The organism is Actinomycetospora sp. 2LY8.5 (assembly GCF_057180585.1).
In genome coordinates, this window is the sequence record NZ_JBXUHE010000024.1 from 45,266 (window position 1) to 68,883 (window position 23,618).

The window sequence follows — 23,618 nt, forward strand, 5'->3', positions numbered from 1 at the left end:
CGTCCCGGCGCACGCCCACCCTCTCCGTCCCCACCCCGTCACCCGTCGAAGTAGGTTCACCGTGCCCACCCTCCTGCCCTCCCGCCGCCGACGTCCCTCGGCACCACGGGCCCGCCCCCGTCGGGCGCTCGCCGCGCTCGCCCTCGCCGCCCTGGTCCTCGTCGGTTGCGGCAGCACCGAGGCCGCTCCCGAGGGCGGCCCCGAGGTCCTGACCGTCCGCTACCAGGGCAGCCCGAACGCGGTCACGCTCGCCGAGCTGGCCCAGAACCTCGGCTACCTCGACCCGGTGCGCCTGGAGTGGGTCGGCAACACCACGAGCGGCCCCCAGGACATCCAGTCCGCCGCGACCGGCCAGGTCGACTTCGGCGGCGCGCACGGCGGCGCGGTCGCCAAGCTCATCAACTCCGGGGCGCCGGTCACCGCGGTGATCAACTACTACGGGGTCGACCAGCAGACCTTCAACGGTTACTACGTGCCCGAGGACAGCCCGATCCGCACCGCGCGCGACTTCATCGGCAAGAAGGTCGGCGTCAACACCGCCGGCGCGCACGCCGAGGCCGTGCTCGACACCTGGCTCGAGCAGAACGGTCTCACCCCGCCGGAGATCGAGCAGGTCGAGCTGGTGGTCGTCCCGCCGATCAGCACCGAGGAGAGCCTGCGCCGCGGCCAGATCGACGTCGGCTCGCTCGGCGGGGTGCTGCAGGACCGGGCCGTCGCCGTCGGCGGCTTGCGTCCGGTGTTCCGCGACCTCGACCTGCTGGGCGAGTCCAACAGCGGTCAGCTCGTGATCCGCAACGACTTCCTGGAGGACAACCCGAGGTCGACCGAGATCCTCGTGACCGGGATCGGCCGGGCGATCGAATGGACCAAGGCCACCCCGCGTGAGCAGGTGATCGCGAAGTACACCGAGATCATCCAGCAGCGGGGGCGCAACGAGAGCACCGAGAACCTGCGGTACTGGAAGAGCACCGGCGTCCCCGCGCGCGGTGGTGTGATCAGCGACGCCGACTTCGCGCAGTGGGCGCCGTGGCTGCGCGAGAGCGGCGCGATCCCCGGCGAGCTCGACATCCCGTCGCTCTACACCAACCGGTTCAACGGCTACCGCGACGGGCAGACCCCGGCCGGTGCCGGGGGCGGAGCGGCCGGATGAGCACCTCGATCAGCCTCCGCGGGGTGACCCGCACCTTCCCGACCCGTGACCGGGGAGAGTCCTTCACCGCGCTCGAGGGCGTGACGCTCGACGTCGCCGCCGGCGAGTTCGTCGTCCTCGTCGGGCCCAGCGGGTGCGGCAAGTCGACCCTGCTCGACCTGATCGCCGGCCTGAGCCCGGCCACCGACGGCGAGGTCCTCCTGGACGGCCGACCGGTGACGGGGCCAGGCCTGGACCGCGGGGTCGTGTTCCAGCAGTACGCCCTCTTCCCCTGGCGCACGGCCCTGGGCAACGTCGAGTTCACCCTCGAGGCCAAGGGGCTCGGCCGCCGCGAGCGGGGTCGTGTCGCCCGCGAGACGCTCGACCTGGTCGGGCTCCGCGGGTTCGAGCAGCGCTACCCGCACGAGCTCTCCGGCGGGATGAAGCAGCGGGTCGCGATCGCCCGCAGCCTGGCCTACGAGCCCGAGGTCCTGCTCATGGACGAGCCGTTCGCGGCACTCGACGCGCAGACCCGCGAGGGCCTGCAGGACGAGCTGCTGCGCATCTGGCGGCGCACCGGCACCACGGTCGTCTTCATCACCCACGGCATCGACGAGGCCGTGTACCTGGGCCAACGGGTGGCGATCATGACCTCCCGCCCGGGCCGGATCAAGGAGGACGTGGACATCGACCTCGACCGTCCCACCGACGGTGGCACCGACCTGCGCTCGGAGCCGGAGTTCGCCCGGTACCGGCGCCGGATCTGGGAGCTGCTGCACGACGAGGTGCGCGCCGCGAACCAGCTCGAGGAGGTGGCCCGGTGACCGTATCGACCACGAGCGTCGGCACCGTCCACGGTGCGGCGTCCCGCCCGGGGACCGCGACGGGCACCGCACCGCCGGGCCGGCCCGGCACGGCCGGCCGTCGACCGGTCCGGGCCGGACGGCTGGTGCGGGCGATCGCCACGCGCAGCGTCGCGATCCTGGCCTTCCTGGCCGTCTGGGAGACCGCGCCGCGGATCGGGCTGGTGGAGGACACCTGGCTGCCGCCGTTCAGCGAGGTGTTCGTCAGCATCGTCGAGCTGCTCGGCAACGGTGCACTGATCGAGCACGTCCTGATCAGCCTGCAGCGCTCGCTGACCGGCTTCCTCATCGCGATCGCCGTCGCGGTCCCGCTGGGCCTGCTGATCGCCTGGTACCGGCCGCTGGCCGACGTGCTCGACCCGCTGCTGGAGGTCTTCCGCAACACCGCGGCGCTGGCCCTGCTGCCGGTGTTCACCCTCATCCTGGGGATCGGCGAGCTGTCGAAGGTCTCGCTGATCGTGTTCGCCTGCGTCTGGCCGATCCTGCTGAACACGATCAGCGCGGTCCGCGACGTCGACCCGCTGCTGATCAAGTCGGCCCGCTCGATCGGGCTGTCGAGCCCGCGGCTGTTCCAGAAGGTGATCCTCCCGGCCGCGGTGCCCACCATCTTCACCGGGATTCGGCTGGCCGGCGCGGTGTCGATCCTGGTGCTGCTCGCCGCCGAGATGGTCGGGGCCAAGGCCGGGCTCGGCTACCTCATCAACACCTCGCAGGTGAACTTCGAGATCCCCGAGATGTACGCCGGCATCGTGGTCGTCTCGGCGATCGGCGTCGGCTTCAACTACGTGCTCGTGCGGATCGAGCGCCGCCTGTCCCGCTGGAGGAGCTGACATGACCCGGGAGCTGCACCTCAACGCCTTCATTCACCCGGCCGGACACCACGAGGCCGCGTGGCGGCACCCCTCGACCACCCCGGAGCGGGTGCTCGACGCCGACTACTACCACCGGATCGCGCGCACCGCGGAGGACGCGGCCTTCGACGCGATCTTCTTCGCCGACATCCCCGCCGTCACGCCCAACGTCGCGCACAACACCGTCGGCGGGCTGGACCCGATCACGCTGCTGGCCTCGATCGCGGCCGTGACCTCCCGGATCGGGCTGATCGCGACGGCGTCGACGACCTACTTCGACCCGTACAACCTGGCCCGGCTGTTCGCCTCGGTGGACCACCTGTCCAAGGGCCGGGCGGGGTGGAACATCGTCACCACCGCGCTGGACGTGGCCGCCGCGAACTACGGCCTCGAGGTGCATCCGGACCCGGCCGAGCGCTACGCCCGGGCGACCGAGTTCCTCGACGTCGTGACCAAGCTGTGGGACGGCTGGGAGGACGGCGCGGTCCTGCTCGACCGCGAGACAGGACGCTACGCCGACGTGGACCGGATCCACCCCGCCGACCACACCGGTCCGCGGTTCCGGGTCCGTGGGCCGCTGACCGTGCCGCGCTCGCCGCAGGGGCACCCGGTGCTGGTCCAGGCGGGTTCGTCGAACGACGGCCGTGCGTTCGCGGCTCGGTACGCCGAGGCCATCTTCACCGCGCACCAGCGACTCGTCGACGGCCAGGCCTTCTACCGCGACATCAAGGACCGGGCCGCCGGCTACGGCCGGGCCGGCACCGACGTGGCGATCCTGCCCGGGATCAGCCCGTTCATCGGCGACACCGAGGAGGCGGCGCACGCCCTGGAACGGGAGTTCGACGAGCTCACCGTGCCCGAGTACGGGCTGCGCCAGCTGGAGGGGCTCACCGGGGTCCGGCTCACCGAGTCCGCCCTGGACGGCCCGGTGCCCGACGAGCTGTTCGCCGGAGCCGGAGACGTCACCGACAACGCCCGCAGCCGGCTTCAGGTGATCGCCGGGATCGTCGAGCGGGAACGGCCGACCGTGCGCGGGCTGCTGCACCGGCTCGCGGGGGCCCGCGGGCACCGGGTGTTCACCGGCACCGCCGAGCAGGTCGCGGACACCATCGAGGAGTGGTACACCCACGGCGCCGCCGACGGGTTCAACGTGATGCCGCCGTTCTACCCGGGCGGCCTGGAGCTGTTCGCCGAGCGTGTGGTGCCGCTCCTGCGCGAGCGCGGTCTGTTCCGCACCGAGTACACCGGCACGACGTTGCGGGAGCACCTCGGGCTGCCTCGCCCGGTCAGCCGGTTCGAGGCGGTCGACGCCGTCGAGGCGGGTGCGGCCGTGACGGCCGTCGGCGTGTGAACGAGGGACCTGCGGAGGGCGACCGCAGCGGCGGGCCGTCGGGTGAGCACGGACGGGGTGCCACCCGGCGGTCTCGCCGGCCTCGATCGATCGCGGCGACCGCTGGTGCCGTCCACGCCCGTGGCCGGTGGCACCTCCCGCCACCTCGGGCTCGTGGCCGGGGACGGCGTGCGGCCGCCGGCTCACGTCCCCTCGGCCGCGGCCGTCGGCGTGGTGGCCCTGGCGGGCTCCGCGGGCGGCTCGGAGGCCTCGCCGGCCTGGTCGTCCGCGTGATGGGCGGGACGGGACGGTGGCCGCAGGCCCTCGTAGATCGCCGGCTGGATGTCCCAGGTGTGCCAGTAGCAGGCCCCGGGCAGGTCGATGTACTCGACGGTGACCTGGAAGTCCTCGCCGTCGAGGCCGTTCTTGCGCAGGAAGGTCATCTGGTCGTCGAGGTCGTCCCAGAAGCACGTGATGCGGGCGCCCGGCGACAGCGACGTCAGCCCGATGGTGAACAGCGGCAGGCCGGAGATCTCCACGCCGTCGGAGCTCTCGATGGAACGCGAGAACACGAAACTGATGTTCTTGGCGGGCCCCTGCCCGACGTTCTCGACCGCGAGGCTCAGGGCCCGTGTCGCGTGGTCGAACTCGTCGTGCACCGCGACCACGGGCCGTCCGCCGGCGAGGAACTCCTGTCGCACCTCGCGCACCGACTCCCGGGCCGCGCGGAGCTGGAACCAGATGACCACGATGAACGCGGCGTAGAGCAGCGGCGAGAGCGTCTGCGCGACGCTCGTGATCACCTGGAGCGCGGACACGGTGACCTCCTCACGGCACACGCTCGCGGGCCGTCCGGCGCACCGGACGACCCGCGGGGTGCGTCGACGATCCGCTCAGCGGATGCCGACGACCTCCTGGGCCAGGGCGGCGTGGCGCGTCTGGGCGGCGGAGACGACACCGGAGCGGTTCTTGTTCGCCTCTTCGTAGACGATGACCTTGTTGAGGTCCTCGACCTCGTCGAGCTTCTTGATCTGCGCGACGGCGTCGCCGACCCCGAGCCCGTCGTAGTCGCGGATCGGCAGCTCCGAGGCGTGCAGCGCGCCGAGGCGCGTGCGGGCCTCGTGCAGGACCTCCGCGGCGTCCGTCGCGCCCTCGCGGCGGCTGACCTGCTCGGCGCGGTCCAACGCGGCGTCACGGCCGGTGACGACGACGTCCCGGGCGTCCTCGCCGATGCGGACGACGCGGCCCGCGGTGTCGGTGACGACCTCGCGGACCTGATCACCGCGCTGCTGCAGGCGCGCCGCCCAGCGGCTGACCTGCTCGCGGGCGAAGGTCACGGGCAGACGCACGGCGCGGGTGGCGCCGCCGACGACCATCTGCACCGGCGTCGGCCGGAGCGCCGCCGGGCCGCCGAGGGCGTGCTCGGCCAGCACCGTGGTCAGCCACTCGATGGTCGCGCTGTGGGCCTGCTCGAGACGGTCGGCGAGCTTGCGCACGCTCGTGTCCTTGGCGGCCTCGGCGAGACCGCGCAGGTAGACGGCGCGGTCGCGCAGCTGGTGCTCGAGCGTCAGGTCGCCGAGCAGCGCCTCGTCCACCGGGCCGGCCTGCTCGACGGTGCCCTTGACGACAGCACCGACCCGCCCCACCAGCGGGGACACGACGTCGGCGACGCCGCCGAGACGCCTCAGCTCGCGGGTGATCTCGCCGGTGCGGCGTTCGGCGTTGCGCGCGTTCTCGGTGAGCTCCTTGCGCACGGCGTCGGTCCGCGCCTGCGCCACGCGGATACGGGCGACCTGGACCTCGGTCTGGGTCAGCTGCAGCAGCGAACGCAACTGGGCGATCATGTCGGCCTTCGTGCTCACACTTCTCCTCGTCGTCGGGTCGGGGGCGACGGGCGATGTGCCCGGCGCTCGCGGAGAGTCGTCGGCTACCCGGGGGTCGGCGGCGACTATTCGTGCCGCGGACGGATCGGTCCGTGCGCTGCGACGGCGACGGTTCTCGCGACGGGGTCGATCGGGCACCCCCGTCGTCATGACACAGCCGACGAACCGCCACGGGGAACCGCCGAACCCCGATCGGGCCGGCACCGCCCGGCACCACGACCAGCAGGGCCGCGGCACGGGTCCGTACGCGCCGCCCGGCCGGGACGAGCAGGGCGAGCCGGTCCCGTCCGTGCCCCACGAGGGGCTGCTCGGCCGGATCGGCACGGCGATCGTCGCGGGTGAGGCGGTGGTTCTGGCCGCCGTGGGGGTCGCCGGCCTCGTCACGAGCTGGGGCGCGGGCTTCACCGAGCAGGTGCCGGACACGGTGCTCGCGTTGCGCCTCAATCCCGCACACAGCGTCCTGCTGCTGGTCACCGCCCTGCTCGGGGCGCTGTGCCTGACGAGCCGGACCCGCCTGCGGTTCTTCGCGGGCGCGCAGGCCGTCGTCTACCTGCTGCTGTTCGTCTTCGGCTCGGCGTTCGCCGTGAACACCGGGAACGCGACGTTCCTCGCGCTGAACACCCCCGACCACGTCCTGCACGGGGTCCTGGCGGTGCTCGGCTTCGTGGTCGTGATGGTCGCGAGCGCACGGATCGTCGAGCCGCCGCCCGGCCCCCTGCCCTACCCGGGCTCCATCAGGCGCGAGGACGGGACGTACCCGGAGAAGGGCGCCACCCCGGGCTCCCACGGTTCGAGCTGAGCCTCACGACGGGACGGTGACGTCGATCGGGTGGGGCACCGCCGTCTCCTCAGCAGCCGGCGGGCGTACGGCGCGCACGACGACGAGCTCCTCGGTGCGCTGGTCCCGCGTCGCCAGACCGCGCCGGCAGAGCAGCTCGCTGCGGGCGGTGAGCACCGGACCGTAGGGGTGCTCGTGGCGGGCGACGACCGCGGCCGCGAGACCCCGTGCCCGCAGCCGCGCGACGGTGCGGGCCGGGTCGTTGAACGCCGAGTGCACGACGAGCAGCCGCCCGCCCTCGGTGAGCACGTGCGGCGCCTCGTCGCAGACCCGGTCGAGCACGGCCCGCCCGTCGCGGCCGCCGTCGAAGGCACGCGCGGTCCCGTGCGCGGGGAGGTCGTCGGTCGGCGCCGGGACGTAGGGCGGGTTGGACACGACGACGTCGAACCGCTCCCCCGCGACCGGCGCGGTGAGGTCGCCGCGGCGTACCCGCACCCGGCGGCCGTGTCGCCGGGCGTTGATCCGGGTGGAGAGCAGGGCACGGCGGGACAGGTCGACGGCGGTGACGTCGGTGCCCGGCACCCGCGCGGCCACGACCGACAGCGCCCCGGCGCCCGCGCCGAGCTCGAGGACGCGGCAGGACGTCCCGCCGCACCCGTGGTCGGCGAGCTCGGCACGCAGGACGTCGGCGAGCAGCCAGGTGTCGCGTTGCACGGGATAGACACCGGGGATACGGAACACGCGATGGTGCGGCTCCGGTCCCGGGGCGGGGGTGTCGGGGCGCGGCTGCGGCGCGACGGTCGTCATGGGCTCCTCGGCTGGCTCGGCTGGCTCGGCTCGTGATGACGAGTCGGGTCGCGGGCGCCGGCCGCGCTGGTCTCGACCTCGGCGTCGACCCGGGGCAGGCGTTACCCGTCCGTCGTCCCTCGTGAGCTCGCTGCACCGGGTCGCGGATCTCACGTGCGGGATCGGGCGGGAGCGGCGACCCGATCGGGTACCACCACCGCCGACCACCGCCGATCTCGTCGGCCCGCATCCGTCCCCGAGCCAGTGAAGGAGTGCCTCCGTGCCCGCCCTGCCCCACGCCCGCGGTCCGGTCTCGGCCGCCGTGCTCGACGTGCTCGCCGGGCGCGCCGGGTCCGCCGACCTGCCGACGCACCCCGACGCGAACCCCTGGGGCGACGACCTCCAGCTCGCCCTCTACTGCTGCTACGAGCTGCACTACCGCTCGTTCGACGGCGTGGCCGACGACCTCGAGTGGGATCCGGACCTGCTGCGCCTGCGGCGACACCTCGAGGACCGGTTCCTCGACGCGGTCCACGCGGAGGTCGCCGGCGGCGACGACGTCGCGGCGGCCGTCGACGGGCTGCTCGTCGAGCCGACCGACGGGGCCGGGCCGTCGCACCACCTCGCCCGGGACGGCGAGCGCTGGCAGCTCGACGAGTACATCGCGCACCGCTCGATCTACCACCTCAAGGAGGCCGACCCCCAGGCGTGGGTGATCCCGCGCCTCGACGGGGTGCACGGGCGCGCCAAGGCCTCGCTGATGACCGTCGAGCACGACGAGTTCGGCGCGGGCCGCGCCGACCGCGTCCACGCGCGGATGTACACCGAGATGATGGCCGGGCTCGGGCTCGACACCGACTACGGCGCCTACCTCGACGTGGCCCCCGCGGCGACGCTCGCGACGGTCAACGTCATGTCGCTGTTCGGCCTGCACCGCCGGTGGCGCGGGGCGTCGGTGGGCCAGTTCGCGCTCATCGAGATCACGTCACCGCCCGGATCGGCCCGCCTGGTCTCCGCGATCGAGCGGCTCGGGCTGCCCGACGAGGTCGCCGCGTTCTACGCCGAGCACGTCGAGGCCGACGCGGTGCACGAGCAGCTGGTGCGCCGCGAGCTCATCGCCGGGCTGCTCGAGCGCGAGCCGGAGCTCGCCGCCGACGTCGTCCTCGGCATCCAGGCCGCGACGCTGGTCGAGGACCGGATGGCCGACGAGCTGATGGCGGCCTGGTCGGCCGGTCAGTCGTCGCTGCTCTCGGACCCGGTGCCGTCGGCCGCCTGAGCTCCGGCCGGTCGCACCTTGCGCCGGTGGCTGGTGTCGCAGAACGGGTAGCGCTGGGTGCGCCGGCACGCGCACAGCGCCACCACCGGGCGCTCGCTGGTCACCGTCGTGCCGTCGGGCAGCTCCAGCTCCACCGGGCCCTCGACCAGGAACGGTCCGCCCTCGGTCATCGTGACGCGCGTGGGTCGCCGGGCTGCCATGGCGGCGGTCTACCCGCTCACCCCGAGCGGCGCACCACGAGCTTCGCGGGCAGGAGTCGGTGCCGAGGGTCCACCGAGTTCTCCTCGCGGCGCGCGCGGATCGCGCCGTCGAGCGCCTCCACCAGCGTGCGGCCGAGCTCGTACTTGTCGGTGTGCACGGTGGTCAGTGGCGGGTCGAGGTCGGCGGCGAGGGTGAGGTCGTCGTAGCCGACGACCGCGCAGTCGTCGGGGACGCGCCGGCCCCGCTCGCGCAGCGCGCGGATCGCGCCGACGGCCATGAGGTCGTTGAACGCGAAGAGCGCGGTGACCTCCGGGTGCTCGCCGAGCAATTGCGCGGCCGCGGCGGTGCCCCCGGTGATCGTCGGCGGGCCGGTGACGATCGGTGCCTCCGGTGCCGCCGCGGCGAACGCGTGGCGGCGGACGTGGTCGACACCGACGGCGCCGTCGAGCATCCCGAGGTGCCGGTGGCCCTGCCCGTGCAGGTGCTCGACGGCCAGGCGGGTGCCGGTGGCGAAGTCCGACGACACGCTCGCGACCGTCGGCGCGGGGGCGCGCCGGTCCGCGACGACCAGGGGCAGGCGCCGGTGGATCTCGACGAGCTCTTCGTCGCCGAGCGCCTCGAAGAACCCGATGACGCCCTCGGCGCCCCGGTCGAGGATCTCCCGCGCCGCCGCGGCCTCGCGCCCGGCGTGGGCGTCGGTGTTGTGCACGACCACCGAGAGCCCGTGCGCCGCGGCGGCGTCGAACACCCCGCGGGCGACCGCCGGGAAGAAGGGGTTGGCGATGTCGGAGAGGATCAGCCCGAGGGTGCCGGCCCGCTGGGTGCGCATGCCGCGGGCGAACACGCTGGGGCGGTAGTCGAGCTCCTCGATCGTCGCGAGCACGCGCCGCCGGGTCGCCGCGCTGATCTCGCCCTTGCCGTTCATCGCCCGCGACACGGTCTGTCGGGAGACGCCGGCCGCGCGCGCGACGTCGTCGATGGTCACGCGGACCGACGGCTCGGCCTCCATGGCACGCGACCCTAGTGCCGCTCGCCCGGGGCCCACGGCTCGCGACGCGCCCCGCCGGCGGGGTGCACCTCGCGGACCACGGGCTCGGGATGGCCGTCGTCGGCCGCCCGGCGGACGACCGCCTCGCCGATCTCCCCGGCCGCGCTCGCCGGCGCCAGGACGAGCGCGCTGCCGCCGAAGCCACCGCCCACCAGCCGCGCGCCGAGGGCCCCGTGCGTCAGGGAGGTCTCGACGACCGCGTCGAGTGCGGGCACCGAGACCTCGAAGTCGTCGCGCAGCGAGGCGTGGGACGCGGTCAGCTCGGGGCCGACGTCGGCGGGGCGTCCGGCGCGCAGCAGCTCGACCACCCGGTGCACGCGCGCCTCCTCGGTGACGACGTGGCGGGCGCGCTTCCGGATCGTCCCCTCGAGCCGCGCCACCATCGCCGGCGTCGCGTCCCGCAGCGCCGGCACGCCGAGCGCCTCGGCCGCGGCGACGCACGAGGCGCGGCGGTCGGCGTACCCGCCGTCGGCCAGGTCGTGGCGCACGCGAGTGTCGACGACGAGCGTGACCAGCCCGACCTCGTCGAGCCCGAGCGCCACGTCCTGCCCCTCGAGCGTGCGGCAGTCGAGCAGCAGCGCGGCCCCGTCGCGGCACAGCAGCGACGCCGCCTGGTCCATGATCCCGACGGGCGCGCCGACGACGTCGTTCTCGGCGCGGCGCCCGGCGCGGGCCAGCGTGTGGCGGTCGAGCCCGGCACCGGAGAGCTCGCTGACGGCGAGCGCCACCGCGCACTCCAACGCCGCCGACGACGACAGCCCCGAACCCAGCGGCACGTCGCCGACCACGACCAGGTCCCAGCCGTCCTCCCCGGTCAGCCCGGCCTCGCGCAGCGCCCAGAGCGTGCCGAGCGCATAGGCCGACCAGCCGGTGGCCCGGTGCAGCGCCGCGAGCGTCGTCGTGATCGCGTCGCCGGGCTCCTGCGCCGACCGCACCGTCACCACGTCGTCCGCGCGGCGCCCGGCGGCGACGCGGCAGTGGCGGTCGATCGCGAAGGGCAGCACGTGCCCCTCGTTGTGGTCGGTGTGCTCGCCGATGAGGTTCACCCTCCCCGGCGCCGCGAACACGCCCTCGGGGTCGTGGCCGACCGCGTCGCGGAAAGCCTGCGCGGTCGCACTCACGCCGGCACCTCGACGTCCGCGCAGGCCACCCGCAAGCGCTCGGCAGCCACCTCGGGAGCGACGTCGGTGAGGAACGCGCCGCCGAACGTCTCCGAGCCCGCGAGATACTTGAGCTTGCCCCCGCCCCGGTGCGGCGGACAGATCTCCAGGTGCAGGTGGGCGACGTCGCGGTCGCTGCCGTCGGTGGGCGCGGCGTGGACACCGAGCAGGTACGACGTGCGGAACGTCTCGATGGTCCGGCTCCGCCCCGCGCCGCGTCCGAAGAAGCGGTCGTAGCCGGCGAGCACCCGGGCGAGGACGCGGGCGAGGTCGGCGCGGGCCGCACCGGTGAGCTCCGGCAGTGAGGGCACGTGCTCACGGGACCAGATGTCGATCTCGTAGGGGAAGCGGGCCCACGGCGGCACCCCGGCCAAGAAGTGCTCGCCGACGACCACCTCGCGGGGCCCGCCGGCCTCGGCCGTGACGACGTCGCAGAACACGCAGCGGCCCGTCGCGTCGTGGTGACGGCGGCCGGCGGCCAGCTCGCGCGCCGGGCGCGGGGGCACGTCGGGGTAGGCGTAGATCTGACCGTGGGGGTGGTGCAGCGTGACGCCGACCGCCTCGCCCTTGTTCTCGAAGGGCAGCACGTAGCGCACGCGGGGGTCGGCGCCGAGGTCGGCGACCCGGCGCGCCCAGGCCTCGACGAGCAGGTGCACGCGGGCGACGCCCACGTCGGCGAGGGTCGCGTCGTGGTCGTCGGTGAACACGACCACCTCGCAACGGCCGTAGGCCGGTTCGACCGGGACGAGGTCGGTGCCGGCGATCCCGGGCGGCGGGGGGTCGGAGGACAGCGAGGGGAAGCGGTTGTCGAACACCGCGACGTCGAAGTGCTCGCGCGGGACCTCCGTCTCGGGACCTCCGGGGCGCGTCGGGCACAGCGGGCACGCCGCGGCCGCGGGCTTGTACGTCCGGTCCTGGCGGTGCGTCGCGAACGTGACCCACTCGCCGTGGGTGGGGTCGTAGCGGCGCTCGCTCACTGGTCCACCTCCCCCTCGGACCAGGAGAAGAACCGGATGGTGCGCCCGTCCGCCAGCTCGCCGACCTCCTCGTGCACCTCCTGCTCGTCGACCGGGGTCGACGGTCCGTGCTCGTCCAACTACGCCTCCCCCTTGACGTCGACCTCACGCCGGTATCAGTCTCGTGAACCATCACGTTAACGTTCACGGCCGGGATACGACAGGGAGACGCGATGCTGCGGCTCGACTTGGGATGGCTGGACTACACGCTGCTGGCGGTCTACTTCGTGGTCGTCCTGGGCATCGGCGTCGTCGCCCGACGCGCCGTCGGCACCAGCGCCGACTTCCTGCTCGCCGGGCGCTCGCTACCCGCGTGGGTGACGGGCCTGGCGTTCGTCGCGGCGAACCTCGGCGCCACCGAGATCATCGGCATGGCGGCCAACGGCGCCCAGTACGGCGTCGCGACCGTGCACTACTACTGGATCGGCGCCATCCCGGCGATGGTCTTCCTGGGCATCGTGATGATGCCCTTCTACTACCGCTCCAAGGTCCGCTCGGTCCCCGAGTTCCTCAAGCTGCGCTACAACAACCAGACCCACGTGCTCAACGCCGTCGTGTTCGCGGTGGCCAGCGTGCTCATCGCCGGGGTGAACCTCTACGCGCTGGCGATCGTGCTCCAGGCCCTGCTCGGCTGGCCGCTCTGGGCCGGCATCCTCGCCTCGGCCGCGGTCGTGCTGATCTACATCGGTGCCGGCGGCCTCGGCAGCGCGATCTACGGCGAGGTCCTGCAGTTCTTCATCATCCTCGCCGGGCTGGTCCCGCTGGCGATCGTCGCGGTCCGCTCGGTCGGCGGGTTCGCCGAGCTCGGGCGCCGGGTCGAGGCATCGACCCTCGGCCCGAACGGGCTGCACGCGTGGCAGGGCACCGGCGTCGGGGACATCAGCAATCCCATCGGTGCCAACTGGATCGGGATCGTGCTGGGCCTCGGCTTCGTGCTGTCCTTCGGCTACTGGACGACGAACTTCGCCGAGATCCAGCGCGCGCTCTCGGCGAAGGACCGGTCGGCGTCGCAGCGCACCCCGCTCATCGCCGCGTTCCCGAAGATCTTCATCCCGGCCGTGACGATCATTCCCGGGCTCGTCGCGCTCGTCGCCATCCCGAACTTCGGCAACGACGAGACCGGCGGGCTCGAGTACAACGACGCGATTCCCGCGCTGATGGGCCAGCTGCTGCCCCAGGGCGTGCTCGGTGTGGCCGTCACCGGCCTGTTCGCCTCGTTCATGGCCGGCGTCGCGGCCAACGTCAGCTCCCTGAACACCGTCGTCACCTACGACCTCGTCCAGCCCTACCTGGCTCGCGGACGGTCCGACGCGTACTACCTGACGATGGGCCGGGCGGTCACCGCGGGCGGCGTGATCATCGCGGTGGGCACCGCGTTCCTCGCGGCCGGCTTCAACAACATCATGACCTACCTGCAGTCGCTGTTCGGGATCTTCAACGCGCCGATCTTCGCGACGTTCATCCTCGGCATGTTCTGGAAGCGCACCACCGGCTGGGGCGGCTTCTGGGGCCTGCTGTCCGGCGTCGTCGCCGGGACCGCGGTGTTCGTCCTGTCCCAGGCCGGCGTGCTCACCTTCGGCTCGGACATCGAGGTGACCTTCTACCAGGCCGGCGCGGCGTTCGTCGTCGACGCGGTCGTCACCGTGCTGGTCTCCCTGTTCGGCCGGGCCCCGGCCCGCTCGCAGCTCGCGGGGATCGTCTACGGCGTCGCGGGCGCCGACGGCGTCGTGCCGACCGTGCGCCAGCCGCGGGAGGCCGTGTGGTGGCGGCGCCCGATCCTGCTGGGCGGGATCGCGCTCGCCCTGACCGTCGTCCTCAACATCCTGTTCGCCTGAGGGAGCCGTCATGACCAACGACAACACCCCTGCCGTCACGAGCCGGATGGCCCGGCTGTTCGACGTCCGGTATGTGATCGGCGGCCTGCTCGGGTTCTACGGCGTGGTGCTCGTGATCCGCGGGGTGCTCGACGGCGCCGAGCAGCTCGCCCGGGCCGCGGGCTTCGCGGTCAACCTGTGGACCGGGATCGTCCTCGTCGTCGTCGCGACCGCCTTCCTGGCCTGGGCGTCGCTGCGCCCGCTGGGCATCGAGGTCGACGAGGACGCCGACGAGCTGGGCGCTCCCCCGGCCTGAGGTCGTCATCCGGCTCGACCCTCGCCCGCGGCGGCACCGTCGGCACCGTCGGCACCGTCGGCGAGGCGGTGCACCGACGACGCGAAGGCGTCGGCGGCGCGGCGGCGGGCGGTGAGGGAGCGCGCGCCGGTCTCGGTGAGCCGGTAACGGCGGGGGTCGTTGCTCGAGCGCACGATCAGACGGTTGCGCACGAGCCGGTGCAGGGTGGGCACGATCCGCGAGTACGGGATGTCGAGGACGTCGCCGACCTCGGAGCGCAGGACCTCCGCGATCTCCTCCTGCCGCCGCGGCGCCTCGGCCAGCGCGGCGAGGACGAGCGCGTCGATCTGCCCGCGGTCGCGGATGCGGGCGCGCGGCGGGGTGGAGGGTCGGCGGGGAGCCGTCGTGGTCATGGCCAGCAGGATTGCAGGAACGCCGCCCCCACGACACTCCTCCGTCGAGCTGAGCGCGTTAGGTCGTCTGCGGGTACTCCCCACGCGATGCCCGTGATCGGAAACCCGGTCGCCCGCCGCCGCGGGCCGGACCTAGCCTGCCCGCTCGTGACCACGGGCAGGGAAGCGGTGCGCCGGGCGCTCGAGGACGCCGGCTCGCCCCGCGAGATCCACATCTTCGAGACGCCGGTCCCCTCGGCCGCCGCAGCCGCGGAGCAGCTGGGCTGCGAGGTCGGCGCCGTCGCCAACAGCCTCGTCTTCACCGCCGACGACGGGGTGGTGCTCGTCCTGGCGTCGGGGGCGCACCGCGTCGACCTCGGCCGCGTCGCCGCGCATCTGGACCTCGCCAAGCGACGGGTGAAGCGCGCCGACCCCGACACCGTCGAGCGCGCGACCGGCCAGCGCGTCGGCGGGGTGGCGCCGGTCGGGCACCCGGCGCCGCTGCCGTGCCTCGTCGACGTCGCGCTCACCGCCTACCCGACGGTCTGGGCGGGCGCAGGCGACGAGCACTCGATGTTCCCGACGACCGCCGACGAGCTCGTCGCGCTCACGGGCGGGACGCTGCTCGAGGTGGCTGCCGCCTGAGCTGCTGGCTCTTCCGTCGGTCGCGTCGGCGTGGCCGCCATCGCCGACGCTCCTTCCGCCCGCCGCGCGACGAGGGCGCCGTGGATCTCCCGCTCACGCCCGTCGCGGTCCGCGCGTGTCATCGGACGAGCAAGCTCCCCCACGGGGCCGGCCCCCCGCTGGACCCCGACCCGATGGACGGCGGCTCCGACCATGTCCTGTACCGCCTCGGCGACGACCTCCTCGTTCGCGTGTCCCGACGCGCGCACCACGGTGGCGCGCGCGAGGACCCCTGGTGGCGCGTCCTCGCCTCGATCCTCCCGGTCCCGATCCCCACCCCCCTCGCGGCGGGCATGTGGGGCCTCCTCGTCCTTGACGATCACCCCCTGGACGCGGCGCTCGCCGCCCTGCGCGCCGAGCCCGAGCCCGGCATCGACCTCGCGGCCGCCGTGGGGGTCTGGCGGGACGCCCTCGACCCGCGGGTGGGCTGTGTCGTCCGGCCTCATCGCCCTGCCCTGTCGCCGGACCCGCACGCCGGCCCTCGCCCGCGTCGCGCACCGCGCGAGGGTCGAGGCGATCGGCGACCGGTAACCGCCGTCACAGTCGTTTATATGGACACATCGTTCTCTTCGTGGTCCTCTCGATATGGGCACAACGTCCACATCTAGGCCCTGGAGGGAACGATGAGCAGCACCGAGACCGCGCGCACGGCCCTCGTCACCGGAGGCTCCGGCGGCATCGGCCGGGCGGTGGCGGCGCGTCTGGCCGCCGACGGACTGGCCGTCGGCGTGCACTACGCGGGCAACAAGGCCCGCGCCGAGGAGGTCGTCGCGGCGATCGAGTCCGCCGGCGGGCGCGCGATCGCCGTCGGCGGCGACGTCGCCGAGCCCGACGAGATGGCCGCCGCGTTCGACGCCGTCGAGCAGGCTCTCGGCGGGATCGACGTCGTCGTGAACACCGCCGGGATCATGACCCTGGCCCCGATCGCCGAGCTCGACCTCGACGACCTCGACCGCATGCACCGCATGCACCGCACCAACATCCGCGGCACCGTCGTCGTCGCCCAGCAGGCCGCCCGCCGGGTGCGGGGCGGCGGAGCGATCATCACGTTCTCCACGTCGGTGACGCGGCTGTCCTTCCCGACCTACGGCGGCTACGTCGCCAGCAAGGGTGCGGTCGAGGCGCTCGTGCCGGTGCTCGCCCGCGAGATGCGCGGCCGCGACGTCACCGTCAACGCCGTCGCCCCCGGGCCGACGGCCACGCCGCTCTTCCTCGAGGGCAAGACCGACGAGCAGGTCGCGGGCCTCGCCGCGGCGCCGCCGCTCGAGCGCCTGGGACAGCCCGGTGACATCGCCGAGGCCGTCGCGTTCCTCGCCGGACCCGCACGCTGGATCAACGGCCAGACGCTGTTCGCCAACGGCGGACTGGCCTGAGAGGAGAAGTCATGATCATCGTCGTCAGCGGCGCTTCCTCCGGCTTCGGCGCCATGAGCGCCCGCGCGCTGGCGCAGGCCGGGCACACCGTCTACGCGGGCGTCCGCGACACCGCCGGCCGCAACGCCGGAGCGGTCGCCGACGCCGCGGCCTTCGCCGCCGAGCACGGCGTGGACCTGCGCACCGTCGAGCTCGACGTCGCCGACCACAACGCCGGGCACATGGTGCTCGGCCTGACCGAGGCGTTCACGCCCGAGCAGCTCGCCGGCGTCTACGACACGAACGTCGTGTCCACCCAGCGACTCAACCGCGCCGCACTGCCCCACCTGCGCGCCCAGGGACACGGCCTCGTGCTGTGGGTCGGGTCGACGAGCACCCGGGGCGGCACGCCGCCCTACCTCGCGCCGTACTTCGCGGCCAAGGCCGGGATGGACGCGCTCGCGGTCAGCTACGCGGCCGAGCTCGCCCGGTTCGGGATCGACACCTCGATCGTCGTACCCGGCTCGTTCACCAGCGGCACCAACCACTTCGCCCACGCCGGACACGCCGCGGACGAGGCCGTCGCCACCGCCTACGAGGAGCGCTACGGCGGGCTGATGGACCAGGTCGGCGCCCGTCTCGCCGAGCTCGCCCCCGACGACGCCGATCCCGCCGAGGTCGCACGAGCGATCGTGCGGGTGGTCGACACCCCGGCCGGCCAGCGCCCGTTCCGGGTGCACGTCGACCCGGCCGACGACGGCGCGGAGGTCGTCAACGCCGTCGGCGACCGGGTCCGCACCGAGTTCTACCGGCGCATCGGGCTCGACGACCTCCTGCACCCGCGGCGGATAGCGTGACGACGGTGACCGACGAGCAGACCCGGCGGCGGGGGCGAGGCCGCCGACCCGCGGACGAGGTCCGCGGCGAGGTGCTCGCCGCCGCCGGGGACCTGCTGCTCGCCGAGGGCATGGGCGGGTTCACGTTCGAACGGGTGTCCGCGATCTCGGGGGCGAGCCGGACGACGCTGCACAAGTGGTGGCCGTCCCGGGGTGCGCTCGCGCTCGAGGCGTACTTCCGCACCGTCGAGAGCACGCTCGCGTTCCCCGACACCGGGGACATCGCCGCAGACCTCACCGAGCAGGTCCGGGCGTTCGTACGGCTGATGACGCAGACGCCCGCCGGGCGGGTGATCGCCGAGCTCATCGGCTCCGCCCAGACCGATCCGGAGCTGGCCGCGGCCTACCGGGAGAACTACTCGGCGCCGCGGCGCGCGCTGGCGGTGGAGGCGGTCGGGCGGGCCCGCGAGCGCGGGCAGGTGCGCGAGGACGTGGACGCCGAGGCCGTGGTCGACCAGCTCTGGGGCGCCTGCTACCACCGGCTGCTGATCCCCGACCAGCCACTCACCGAGGCCTTCGCGAGCACGCTGGTCGACCAGCTCGTCCACGGGATCGCCGGCCGCTGACCACCGGATGGTGCGCGAGCCAGATGCGACTCCGGACGGGCTAGGGCGTAGCATCGGAGGGGCGCCACTGGATCGATCCCGAACACCTCGGACGGGTCGGACCAGCGGCGCTTTCCCCGAACCACCCGCGACCCGAAGAAGGTTCGCCGTGACCGCCAGGACGACCCCGGAGTCCGAGGCCGACAACGCCCTCGACAACGAGATCGCCGAACTGCGTCAGCTCCTCGATCGCCTCGACGGACTGACCCACCAGGCCCGCACCCGGCTGCGTCGCATCGAGCAGCACCGCAACGGTGTCGACGCCCGGTGGATCGACCGCTCCCTGCGATGACCCGGCGCTGACCCGGCGCTGCATCCCGGCCCGCCCCGATCTGCTCGGGGCGGGCCGTCGTGTGTCCGGGGAATCGAGCGCGTGGCGTTGCGGACATCAGGTGTCAGCGACGTGGCGTCGCTGACGTTGAACGTCCGCAACGCCACGCGCTCGATGTGGAGCGGTCAGGCGGCGAGCGCCGCGTAGCGACCCTCGCGGTCGATCAGCTCGGCGTGGCTCCCGCTCTCGACGACGCGGCCGTGGTCGAGCACCGCGATGCGGTCGGCGCGCCGGACGGTCGAGAGCCGGTGCGCGATCGTGAGCGTCGTGCGGTGCCGCGCGAGGTCGTCGAGCGCGAGCTGCACGGCGCGCTCGGTCTCGGTGTCCAGCGCGCTCGTGGCCTCGTCGAGGACGAGGACGCGCGGGTCGCGCAGGAGCGTGCGGGCGATCGCGATGCGCTGCTTCTCGCCCCCGGAGAACCGATGGCCGCGGGCGCCGACGACGGTGTCGTAACCGTCGGGCAGCGAGACGACCGTGTCGTGGATCCGCGCGGCGCGGGCGGCCGCCTCGATGTCCGCGTCGGTCGCCTCGGGCTTCGCGACGCGCAGGTTCTCGCGCACGGTGGTGTGCAGCAGGTAGGTCTCCTGACTGACGACGCCGACGACGCCTGCGAGGTCGGCGAGCCGGATGTCGCGCAGGTCGACGCCGTCGATGGTGATCCGCCCGGTGTCGGGGTCGTGGAGCCGGGCGACCAGCGCGCCGAGCGTGGTCTTGCCCGACCCGGTCTCGCCGACCAGCGCGAGGGTCGTCCCGGCGGGGATCGCGAGGTCGACGCCGTCGACGGCCGGGCGGTCGCCGCCGGGGTGGGTGAAGGTGACCCCCTCGATCCGGACGTCACCGCGCACGTCCCGCAGCTCCACCGGGTGCTCGGGGTCGGCGATGTCGACGGTCAGGTCCTGGTACTCGAAGATCCGCGAGAACAGCGCCAGCGAGCTCGCGACCTGGACGCCGACGTCGAGCAGGCCCGACAGCGGCCGGAAGACGCCCGCCTGCAGCGAGGTGAAGGCGACGAGCGTGCCGATGGAGAGCTCGCCGACGGTCCACGGCAGGCCGGCACCGAGGTAGATGAGCGCCGGGATCGCCGCGAAGACCACGCTCATCGTGGCCATCCGCCAGCGCCCGGCGAGCTGGGAGCGGATCTCGAGGTCGGTGAGGCGTGCCGAGGAGGCGGTGAACCGGTCGACGAGGGCGGGTCCGGTGCCGAGCGTGCGGTGCAGCGCGGCGGCGTCGACCGAGAGGCCCTCCTCGATGGTGACGTTGAGGTCGGCGAGCTCGCTCTGCCGGCGGGCGGTCAGCTCGCGGCGCATGCGCGCGACGCGGCGGCTGATGAGCACGGCGGGCGGGAGCACGACCAGCGTGACGAGCGAGAGCTGCCAGGACAGGGCGATCATCGCGACGGCGGTCGCGACGACGGTGGTGAGGTTGGCGGCGATCGAGGTGGCGGTGGAGGTGACTACGGTCTGCATCCCGCCGATGTCGTTGGTGATGCGCGACTGGACCTCGCCGGTGCGGGTGCGCGTGAAGAAGGCCAGCGACTGGCGCTGCAGGTGGGCGAAGACGTCGGTGCGCAGCCGGTGCATGACGCGCTGCCCGACACCGGTGGAGATCCAGGTCTGGACGACGCCGAGCACCGAGGTGACGGCGGCGACGCCGATCATGCCCCCGGCCAGCCAGGCGAGCAGGGCCAGATCGCGGTGCGGGAGGGCGTCGTCGATGACGGCGCGCAGCAGGAACGGCGAGGCCATCCCGACCGTCGACGACGCGACGATGACGGCGACGACGACCGCGAGCGGGCCGCGGTGCGGGCGGAACAGGCGCGCGATGCGCCGCAGCGAGACGTGGCGGGCCCGCTCGGCCTCGAGCGCCCGCGTCTCGGTGTCGAGGGGTCGAGCTCCGGAGCGCTTCGTCTCCGGGACGGAGTCGGTCGGGCGGGGCAAGGGGCCTCCGGCAAGGTGATGTCCGATTTGCTGAGGTATCCTCAACATGAGGTTGCAACAGCACGCGCCCTACGGTATTCCCCGTGGAGGAGGACGGCTCGCTGGCCGACGCGTTCTGGCAGGTCGCCCGCCGGCTGCGACACCAGTCACGCGAGGCCCTCGCCCCCTGGGGCGTGTCGCTGTCCCAGCTGCGCGCGCTCGAGGTGCTGCTGCGTCACGGGCCGACCCGCTCGGGCGAGCTGGCCGAGCACCTGCGCATCGCGCCGCGCTCGGCCACCGAGGTCGTCGACGCCCTCGCCGAGCGCGGCCTCGTGGAGCGCCTCCCCGATCCGGACGACCGCCGGGCCACCCAGGTCGTCGTGACCGCGGCGGGCACCGAGCTCGGCGACGCCGTCCGCGCGGCACGGGCGGCGGAGGCCGACCGTGTGTTCGCCGCGCTCGACGACGCCGAACGCGCCGAGCTCGGCCGCCTGCTGCGCCGCCTCGCCGAGGGGTGACTCAGCCGAGCACCTCGCGCAGCGTCGCCGCGAACTCGTCGGGCTTGCCCGGCCAGCCGAACTCGCCGTCGAGGAACCCGCCGTGGTGGCTCGGGAAGATCGTGGCTTCCTGCCCGAGCGCCTTCGCCGTACCGAACCCGGTGCGCGCGGTGTAGGTGTTGCCGGTCTCCTCGCCCACCGCGACGACGACCCGCGTCGGCGCGGCGGTCAGGGCGTCGACGTCGAGCTCGTAGTCGGTGACGGCCAGAGAGCTGTTCGAGAGCAGCGGGTCGTCGCGGGAGCCGTCGTCCTCGGTCGGCATCCCGAACATCGCCGGGTCCGGCGCGGGCTGGGCGAAGTACTCGTCGGTGAACTCGCCCTGCCACGACCCCAGGGCCATGAACCCCGCCATGCCGTGCCCCCAGCCCTTGGCCTGGTACGCCTCACGGAACTGCCTGCTCGCACGGTCGGCGGCCGGCGCGTCGGGCAGGACGTTGGTGATCGGCGGCTCGTGCGCCACGAGGGTGACGACGTCCTCGGGGTGGGCGGTCACGAGCTGCAGGCCGGTCACCGCTCCCCCGCTGCTGCCGAAGGCGTCGACCGGGCCGGTGCCGAGGGCCGTGATCAGCGCGTGCAGGTCCTCGGCCTGGGTCTGCGGTGTGTTGTCGGTGCGGCCGTCGCTGCGCGTGCTGCGCCCGAGCCCGCGCGGGTCGTAGGCGACGACCGTGCGGTCCGGGAAGCGCGCCGCCAGGGCCCGGAAGCCGGAGGCGTCCATCGGCTGACCGAACATCAGCAGCACCGGACGCCCGTCGACCGGCGGCAGCGGGCCGTAGACGTCGTAGGCGATCTCGGCGCCGTCCACGGGGAGAACCTTCGTCTCGGCCACGACCCACTCCTTGGTACGATAAGACAACCAGTGAGTTGTACATTCGACTTCAACCGAGAGGTTGTCAAGCATCGGCCTGCGCGCGGCGGGCCGCCGCGATCACCTCGGTGAGCGAGACGTGCAGGTCCTTCAGCTCGGCGAGGTCCATGTCGAGGCGCTCGACGATCGCCGGCGGGATCCGCTCGGCCTGCTCGCGCAGCGCGACACCGGCCGGGGTCAGGCGTACCGCCAGCGAGCGCTCGTCGGCCCGGTCGCGCTCGCGGCTCAGGTAGCCGGCGGCCTCGAGGCGCTTGAGCAGCGGCGACAGGGTGCCCGGGTCGAGCTCGAGACGGCGACTGAGCTCGGTGACCGACAGTGGCGCCTCGCCCCAGAGCGCGAGCATGACGAGGTACTGCGGGTGAGTGAGGTTCATCGGCTCGAGCAGCGGCCGGTACACCGAGATCACCGTGCGCGCGGCCACCGCGAGGGCGAAGCAGACCTGGTTCTCCAGGGCCAACGGGTCGATGTCGTCCATCCCACTCCTCCTCCACACAGGTTGGTGCTCATACTATTGGTGTGCAAACCGTTGGGGCACCAAGCAAGGAGGCTCGCGTGCACCGACCGAACCCCCTGCAGTGGCTCTGGTACGCCTACGGCGGCGGCCTTCCCGAGCGCTGCGCGTCGTGGGTCCTGTACGACACCACCTGCCGGACCTGGTGGTTGCGCCACGTGCTGCGCGCCGTCGTGCAGATCGCCCCGTTCGTCATCGCGATCATCGTGTTCGTGCCCGGGCCGCTGTGGCTGCGGACGATGTGCGCGCTCGGCGGCGCGATCATGGGCCTGATCTTCTCGGTCAGCTACCTGCACGAGACCGCCGAGCACCGTCTGGTCAAGGCGGGCTATCCGGCGGGCACCGGCCCCGCGACGCGCGCCGAGCGCACGGCGGACCGTGACGCCGCGGCCGCGGAGCGCTACGCCGCGCGCTACCGGACGCCGCCGGACTCCTGAGGCGGCGGCGCGGAGGGCACACTGAGCGCCGTGACCACGCCCGACACCCCCGACTCCCTCGGCGGCGACGACCCCGACACCGTCGACGACACCTCGCTCGAACAGCTCGACGAGGCCGAGTCCCTCGACAACCCGGACCTCGACGACCCGCTCGACGAGGGCGTCTCCCCCAACGAGCAGCCGTGGGGCACCACCGCGTGGGGCACCACCCAGGAGGAAGAGGAGGAGGGCGAGCCGCTCGCGGACCGCCTGCGCCGCGAGATCCCCGACGACGACGAGGACGACGACGGTGACGGGCTCGGCGACGCGAGCGACACCGACGGCGAGCTGTGGGACGACGAGGTCGGCGAGGAGCGCTCGGGACGTCTGGTGCTGCGCGAGGACGGCGAGGACTTCTTCGCCGACGACGTGGGTGTCGACGGCGCCGGGGCGAGCGCCGAGGAGGCCGCGATCCACCTCGTGGACGAGGACCGCTGAGTTCCCGAGGGCTCAGACCCGCACCGGCTCCGCGTCGTGCGCCGGGAGCGAGACCGTCGCCGTCGCCGCCGCGGCGGCGAGCTGGGCCGGGGTCGGTATCCTCCTGCGCCCGGCGCGGCGGGCGAGCGGGATGCCGAGGGCGCTGACGACGACCAGGGCGATGCA

28 protein-coding genes are annotated in these 23,618 nt (G+C 73.6%); 16 read left to right on the forward strand and 12 right to left on the reverse strand.

Annotated features, from left to right (window positions below):
• The first annotated feature begins 61 nt into the window (after positions 1-61).
• From AC2A1K_RS22520 to AC2A1K_RS22535, 4 genes are read left to right on the forward strand one after another with little or no spacing between them, the layout of a single operon-like run.
• A complete protein-coding gene (locus tag AC2A1K_RS22520; protein WP_483898566.1) occupies positions 62-1,150 on the forward strand; it encodes an ABC transporter substrate-binding protein in 1,089 nt (362 codons plus the stop codon).
• On the forward strand, positions 1,147-1,953 hold the full coding sequence (locus tag AC2A1K_RS22525) for an ABC transporter ATP-binding protein (protein ID WP_483898567.1): 807 nt from the start codon (positions 1,147-1,149) through the stop codon (positions 1,951-1,953). Before AC2A1K_RS22520 ends, AC2A1K_RS22525 begins: the two co-directional genes overlap by 4 nt.
• Positions 1,950-2,822, forward strand: coding sequence for an ABC transporter permease (locus AC2A1K_RS22530; RefSeq protein ID WP_483898568.1), 873 nt, complete (start codon positions 1,950-1,952; stop codon positions 2,820-2,822). Before AC2A1K_RS22525 ends, AC2A1K_RS22530 begins: the two co-directional genes overlap by 4 nt.
• Position 2,823: 1 nt before the next feature.
• Positions 2,824-4,194, forward strand: coding sequence for an LLM class flavin-dependent oxidoreductase (locus tag AC2A1K_RS22535; protein ID WP_483898569.1), 1,371 nt, complete (start codon positions 2,824-2,826; stop codon positions 4,192-4,194).
• A 182-nt stretch (positions 4,195-4,376) separates the two neighbouring features.
• Here AC2A1K_RS22535 and AC2A1K_RS22540 read toward each other — a convergent pair whose 3' ends face one another.
• Together AC2A1K_RS22540 and AC2A1K_RS22545 are read right to left on the reverse strand one after the other, a co-directional pair.
• The gene (locus tag AC2A1K_RS22540; RefSeq protein ID WP_483898570.1) at positions 4,377-4,991 is read right to left on the reverse strand and encodes a hypothetical protein; all 615 of its coding nucleotides are present in this window, start codon (positions 4,989-4,991) and stop codon (positions 4,377-4,379) included.
• A 75-nt stretch (positions 4,992-5,066) separates the two neighbouring features.
• Entirely contained in the window at positions 5,067-6,035 is a 969-nt protein-coding gene (locus AC2A1K_RS22545) for a ferritin-like domain-containing protein (RefSeq protein WP_483898571.1), read from the reverse strand.
• Between the two features lie 169 nt (positions 6,036-6,204).
• Here AC2A1K_RS22545 and AC2A1K_RS22550 point away from each other — a divergent pair, with 169 nt between their 5' ends.
• The gene (locus tag AC2A1K_RS22550; protein WP_483898572.1) at positions 6,205-6,855 is read left to right on the forward strand and encodes a DUF4383 domain-containing protein; all 651 of its coding nucleotides are present in this window, start codon (positions 6,205-6,207) and stop codon (positions 6,853-6,855) included.
• Positions 6,856-6,858: 3 nt separating this feature from the next.
• On the opposite strand, the gene AC2A1K_RS22555 is transcribed toward AC2A1K_RS22550, so the two are convergent.
• Entirely contained in the window at positions 6,859-7,641 is a 783-nt protein-coding gene (locus AC2A1K_RS22555; RefSeq protein WP_483898573.1) for a HemK2/MTQ2 family protein methyltransferase, read from the reverse strand.
• Between the two features lie 259 nt (positions 7,642-7,900).
• Between AC2A1K_RS22555 and AC2A1K_RS22560 the strand changes: the two genes are divergently transcribed.
• A complete protein-coding gene (locus AC2A1K_RS22560; RefSeq protein ID WP_483898574.1) occupies positions 7,901-8,896 on the forward strand; it encodes an iron-containing redox enzyme family protein in 996 nt (331 codons plus the stop codon).
• Here the strand turns inward: AC2A1K_RS22560 and AC2A1K_RS22565 are convergent.
• From AC2A1K_RS22565 to AC2A1K_RS22585, 5 genes are read right to left on the reverse strand one after another with little or no spacing between them, the layout of a single operon-like run.
• Complete coding sequence (locus AC2A1K_RS22565; protein ID WP_483898575.1) at positions 8,854-9,096, reverse strand: CDGSH iron-sulfur domain-containing protein; 243 nt, start codon at positions 9,094-9,096, stop codon at positions 8,854-8,856. The genes AC2A1K_RS22560 and AC2A1K_RS22565 overlap by 43 nt on opposite strands.
• Before the next feature lie 17 nt (positions 9,097-9,113).
• Positions 9,114-10,106, reverse strand: a complete 993-nt coding sequence (locus AC2A1K_RS22570) for a LacI family DNA-binding transcriptional regulator (RefSeq protein WP_483898576.1) — start codon at positions 10,104-10,106, stop codon at positions 9,114-9,116.
• Between the two features lie 11 nt (positions 10,107-10,117).
• Positions 10,118-11,266: a galactokinase gene (gene galK / locus AC2A1K_RS22575; protein WP_483898577.1), complete on the reverse strand. Its 1,149-nt coding sequence runs from the start codon at positions 11,264-11,266 to the stop codon at positions 10,118-10,120.
• Positions 11,263-12,282, reverse strand: coding sequence for a galactose-1-phosphate uridylyltransferase (gene galT, locus AC2A1K_RS22580; RefSeq protein ID WP_483898578.1), 1,020 nt, complete (start codon positions 12,280-12,282; stop codon positions 11,263-11,265). The genes galK and galT overlap by 4 nt, the downstream gene beginning before the upstream one ends.
• Complete coding sequence (locus AC2A1K_RS22585) at positions 12,279-12,401, reverse strand: hypothetical protein (protein ID WP_483898579.1); 123 nt, start codon at positions 12,399-12,401, stop codon at positions 12,279-12,281. Before AC2A1K_RS22585 ends, galT begins: the two co-directional genes overlap by 4 nt.
• A gap of 93 nt (positions 12,402-12,494) precedes the next feature.
• Between AC2A1K_RS22585 and AC2A1K_RS22590 the strand changes: the two genes are divergently transcribed.
• Together AC2A1K_RS22590 and AC2A1K_RS22595 are read left to right on the forward strand one after the other, a co-directional pair.
• Positions 12,495-14,156, forward strand: coding sequence for a sodium:solute symporter family protein (locus AC2A1K_RS22590; RefSeq protein WP_483898580.1), 1,662 nt, complete (start codon positions 12,495-12,497; stop codon positions 14,154-14,156).
• Between the two features lie 10 nt (positions 14,157-14,166).
• Positions 14,167-14,451, forward strand: a complete 285-nt coding sequence (locus AC2A1K_RS22595) for a hypothetical protein (protein ID WP_483898581.1) — start codon at positions 14,167-14,169, stop codon at positions 14,449-14,451.
• 5 nt (positions 14,452-14,456) lie between these two features.
• Here the strand turns inward: AC2A1K_RS22595 and AC2A1K_RS22600 are convergent, their stop codons facing one another.
• Positions 14,457-14,843 (reverse strand): helix-turn-helix transcriptional regulator, encoded by a 387-nt coding sequence (locus AC2A1K_RS22600; protein ID WP_483898582.1) that lies wholly within the window; start codon positions 14,841-14,843, stop codon positions 14,457-14,459.
• 147 nt (positions 14,844-14,990) lie between these two features.
• Here AC2A1K_RS22600 and AC2A1K_RS22605 point away from each other — a divergent pair, with 147 nt between their 5' ends.
• The 5 genes from AC2A1K_RS22605 (at position 14,991) to AC2A1K_RS22625 (ending at position 18,651) form a co-directional block, all read left to right on the forward strand.
• Positions 14,991-15,467: a YbaK/EbsC family protein gene (locus AC2A1K_RS22605; RefSeq protein WP_483898583.1), complete on the forward strand. Its 477-nt coding sequence runs from the start codon at positions 14,991-14,993 to the stop codon at positions 15,465-15,467.
• A 662-nt stretch (positions 15,468-16,129) separates the two neighbouring features.
• Positions 16,130-16,879: an SDR family oxidoreductase gene (locus AC2A1K_RS22610; protein ID WP_483898584.1), complete on the forward strand. Its 750-nt coding sequence runs from the start codon at positions 16,130-16,132 to the stop codon at positions 16,877-16,879.
• 11 nt (positions 16,880-16,890) lie between these two features.
• Complete coding sequence (locus AC2A1K_RS22615) at positions 16,891-17,715, forward strand: SDR family NAD(P)-dependent oxidoreductase (RefSeq protein ID WP_483898585.1); 825 nt, start codon at positions 16,891-16,893, stop codon at positions 17,713-17,715.
• Between the two features lie 5 nt (positions 17,716-17,720).
• Positions 17,721-18,320 (forward strand): TetR-like C-terminal domain-containing protein, encoded by a 600-nt coding sequence (locus AC2A1K_RS22620; RefSeq protein ID WP_483898586.1) that lies wholly within the window; start codon positions 17,721-17,723, stop codon positions 18,318-18,320.
• 148 nt (positions 18,321-18,468) lie between these two features.
• The gene (locus tag AC2A1K_RS22625) at positions 18,469-18,651 is read left to right on the forward strand and encodes a hypothetical protein (protein ID WP_483898587.1); all 183 of its coding nucleotides are present in this window, start codon (positions 18,469-18,471) and stop codon (positions 18,649-18,651) included.
• Positions 18,652-18,815: 164 nt separating this feature from the next.
• Here AC2A1K_RS22625 and AC2A1K_RS22630 read toward each other — a convergent pair whose 3' ends face one another.
• Entirely contained in the window at positions 18,816-20,627 is a 1,812-nt protein-coding gene (locus AC2A1K_RS22630) for an ABC transporter ATP-binding protein (RefSeq protein ID WP_483898588.1), read from the reverse strand.
• Positions 20,628-20,710: 83 nt separating this feature from the next.
• Between AC2A1K_RS22630 and AC2A1K_RS22635 the strand changes: the two genes are divergently transcribed.
• Complete coding sequence (locus tag AC2A1K_RS22635) at positions 20,711-21,124, forward strand: MarR family winged helix-turn-helix transcriptional regulator (RefSeq protein ID WP_483898589.1); 414 nt, start codon at positions 20,711-20,713, stop codon at positions 21,122-21,124.
• Between the two features lies 1 nt (position 21,125).
• On the opposite strand, the gene AC2A1K_RS22640 is transcribed toward AC2A1K_RS22635, so the two are convergent.
• Together AC2A1K_RS22640 and AC2A1K_RS22645 are read right to left on the reverse strand one after the other, a co-directional pair.
• Positions 21,126-21,989: an alpha/beta fold hydrolase gene (locus AC2A1K_RS22640; protein WP_483898590.1), complete on the reverse strand. Its 864-nt coding sequence runs from the start codon at positions 21,987-21,989 to the stop codon at positions 21,126-21,128.
• Positions 21,990-22,053: 64 nt separating this feature from the next.
• Complete coding sequence (locus AC2A1K_RS22645; protein ID WP_483898591.1) at positions 22,054-22,503, reverse strand: MarR family winged helix-turn-helix transcriptional regulator; 450 nt, start codon at positions 22,501-22,503, stop codon at positions 22,054-22,056.
• Between the two features lie 77 nt (positions 22,504-22,580).
• On the opposite strand from AC2A1K_RS22645, the gene AC2A1K_RS22650 reads away from it, so the two are divergent.
• Complete coding sequence (locus tag AC2A1K_RS22650) at positions 22,581-22,976, forward strand: DUF5313 family protein (protein ID WP_483898592.1); 396 nt, start codon at positions 22,581-22,583, stop codon at positions 22,974-22,976.
• Between the two features lie 30 nt (positions 22,977-23,006).
• On the forward strand, positions 23,007-23,453 hold the full coding sequence (locus AC2A1K_RS22655; protein ID WP_483898593.1) for a DUF5709 domain-containing protein: 447 nt from the start codon (positions 23,007-23,009) through the stop codon (positions 23,451-23,453).
• The last annotated feature ends 165 nt before the right edge of the window (positions 23,454-23,618 follow it).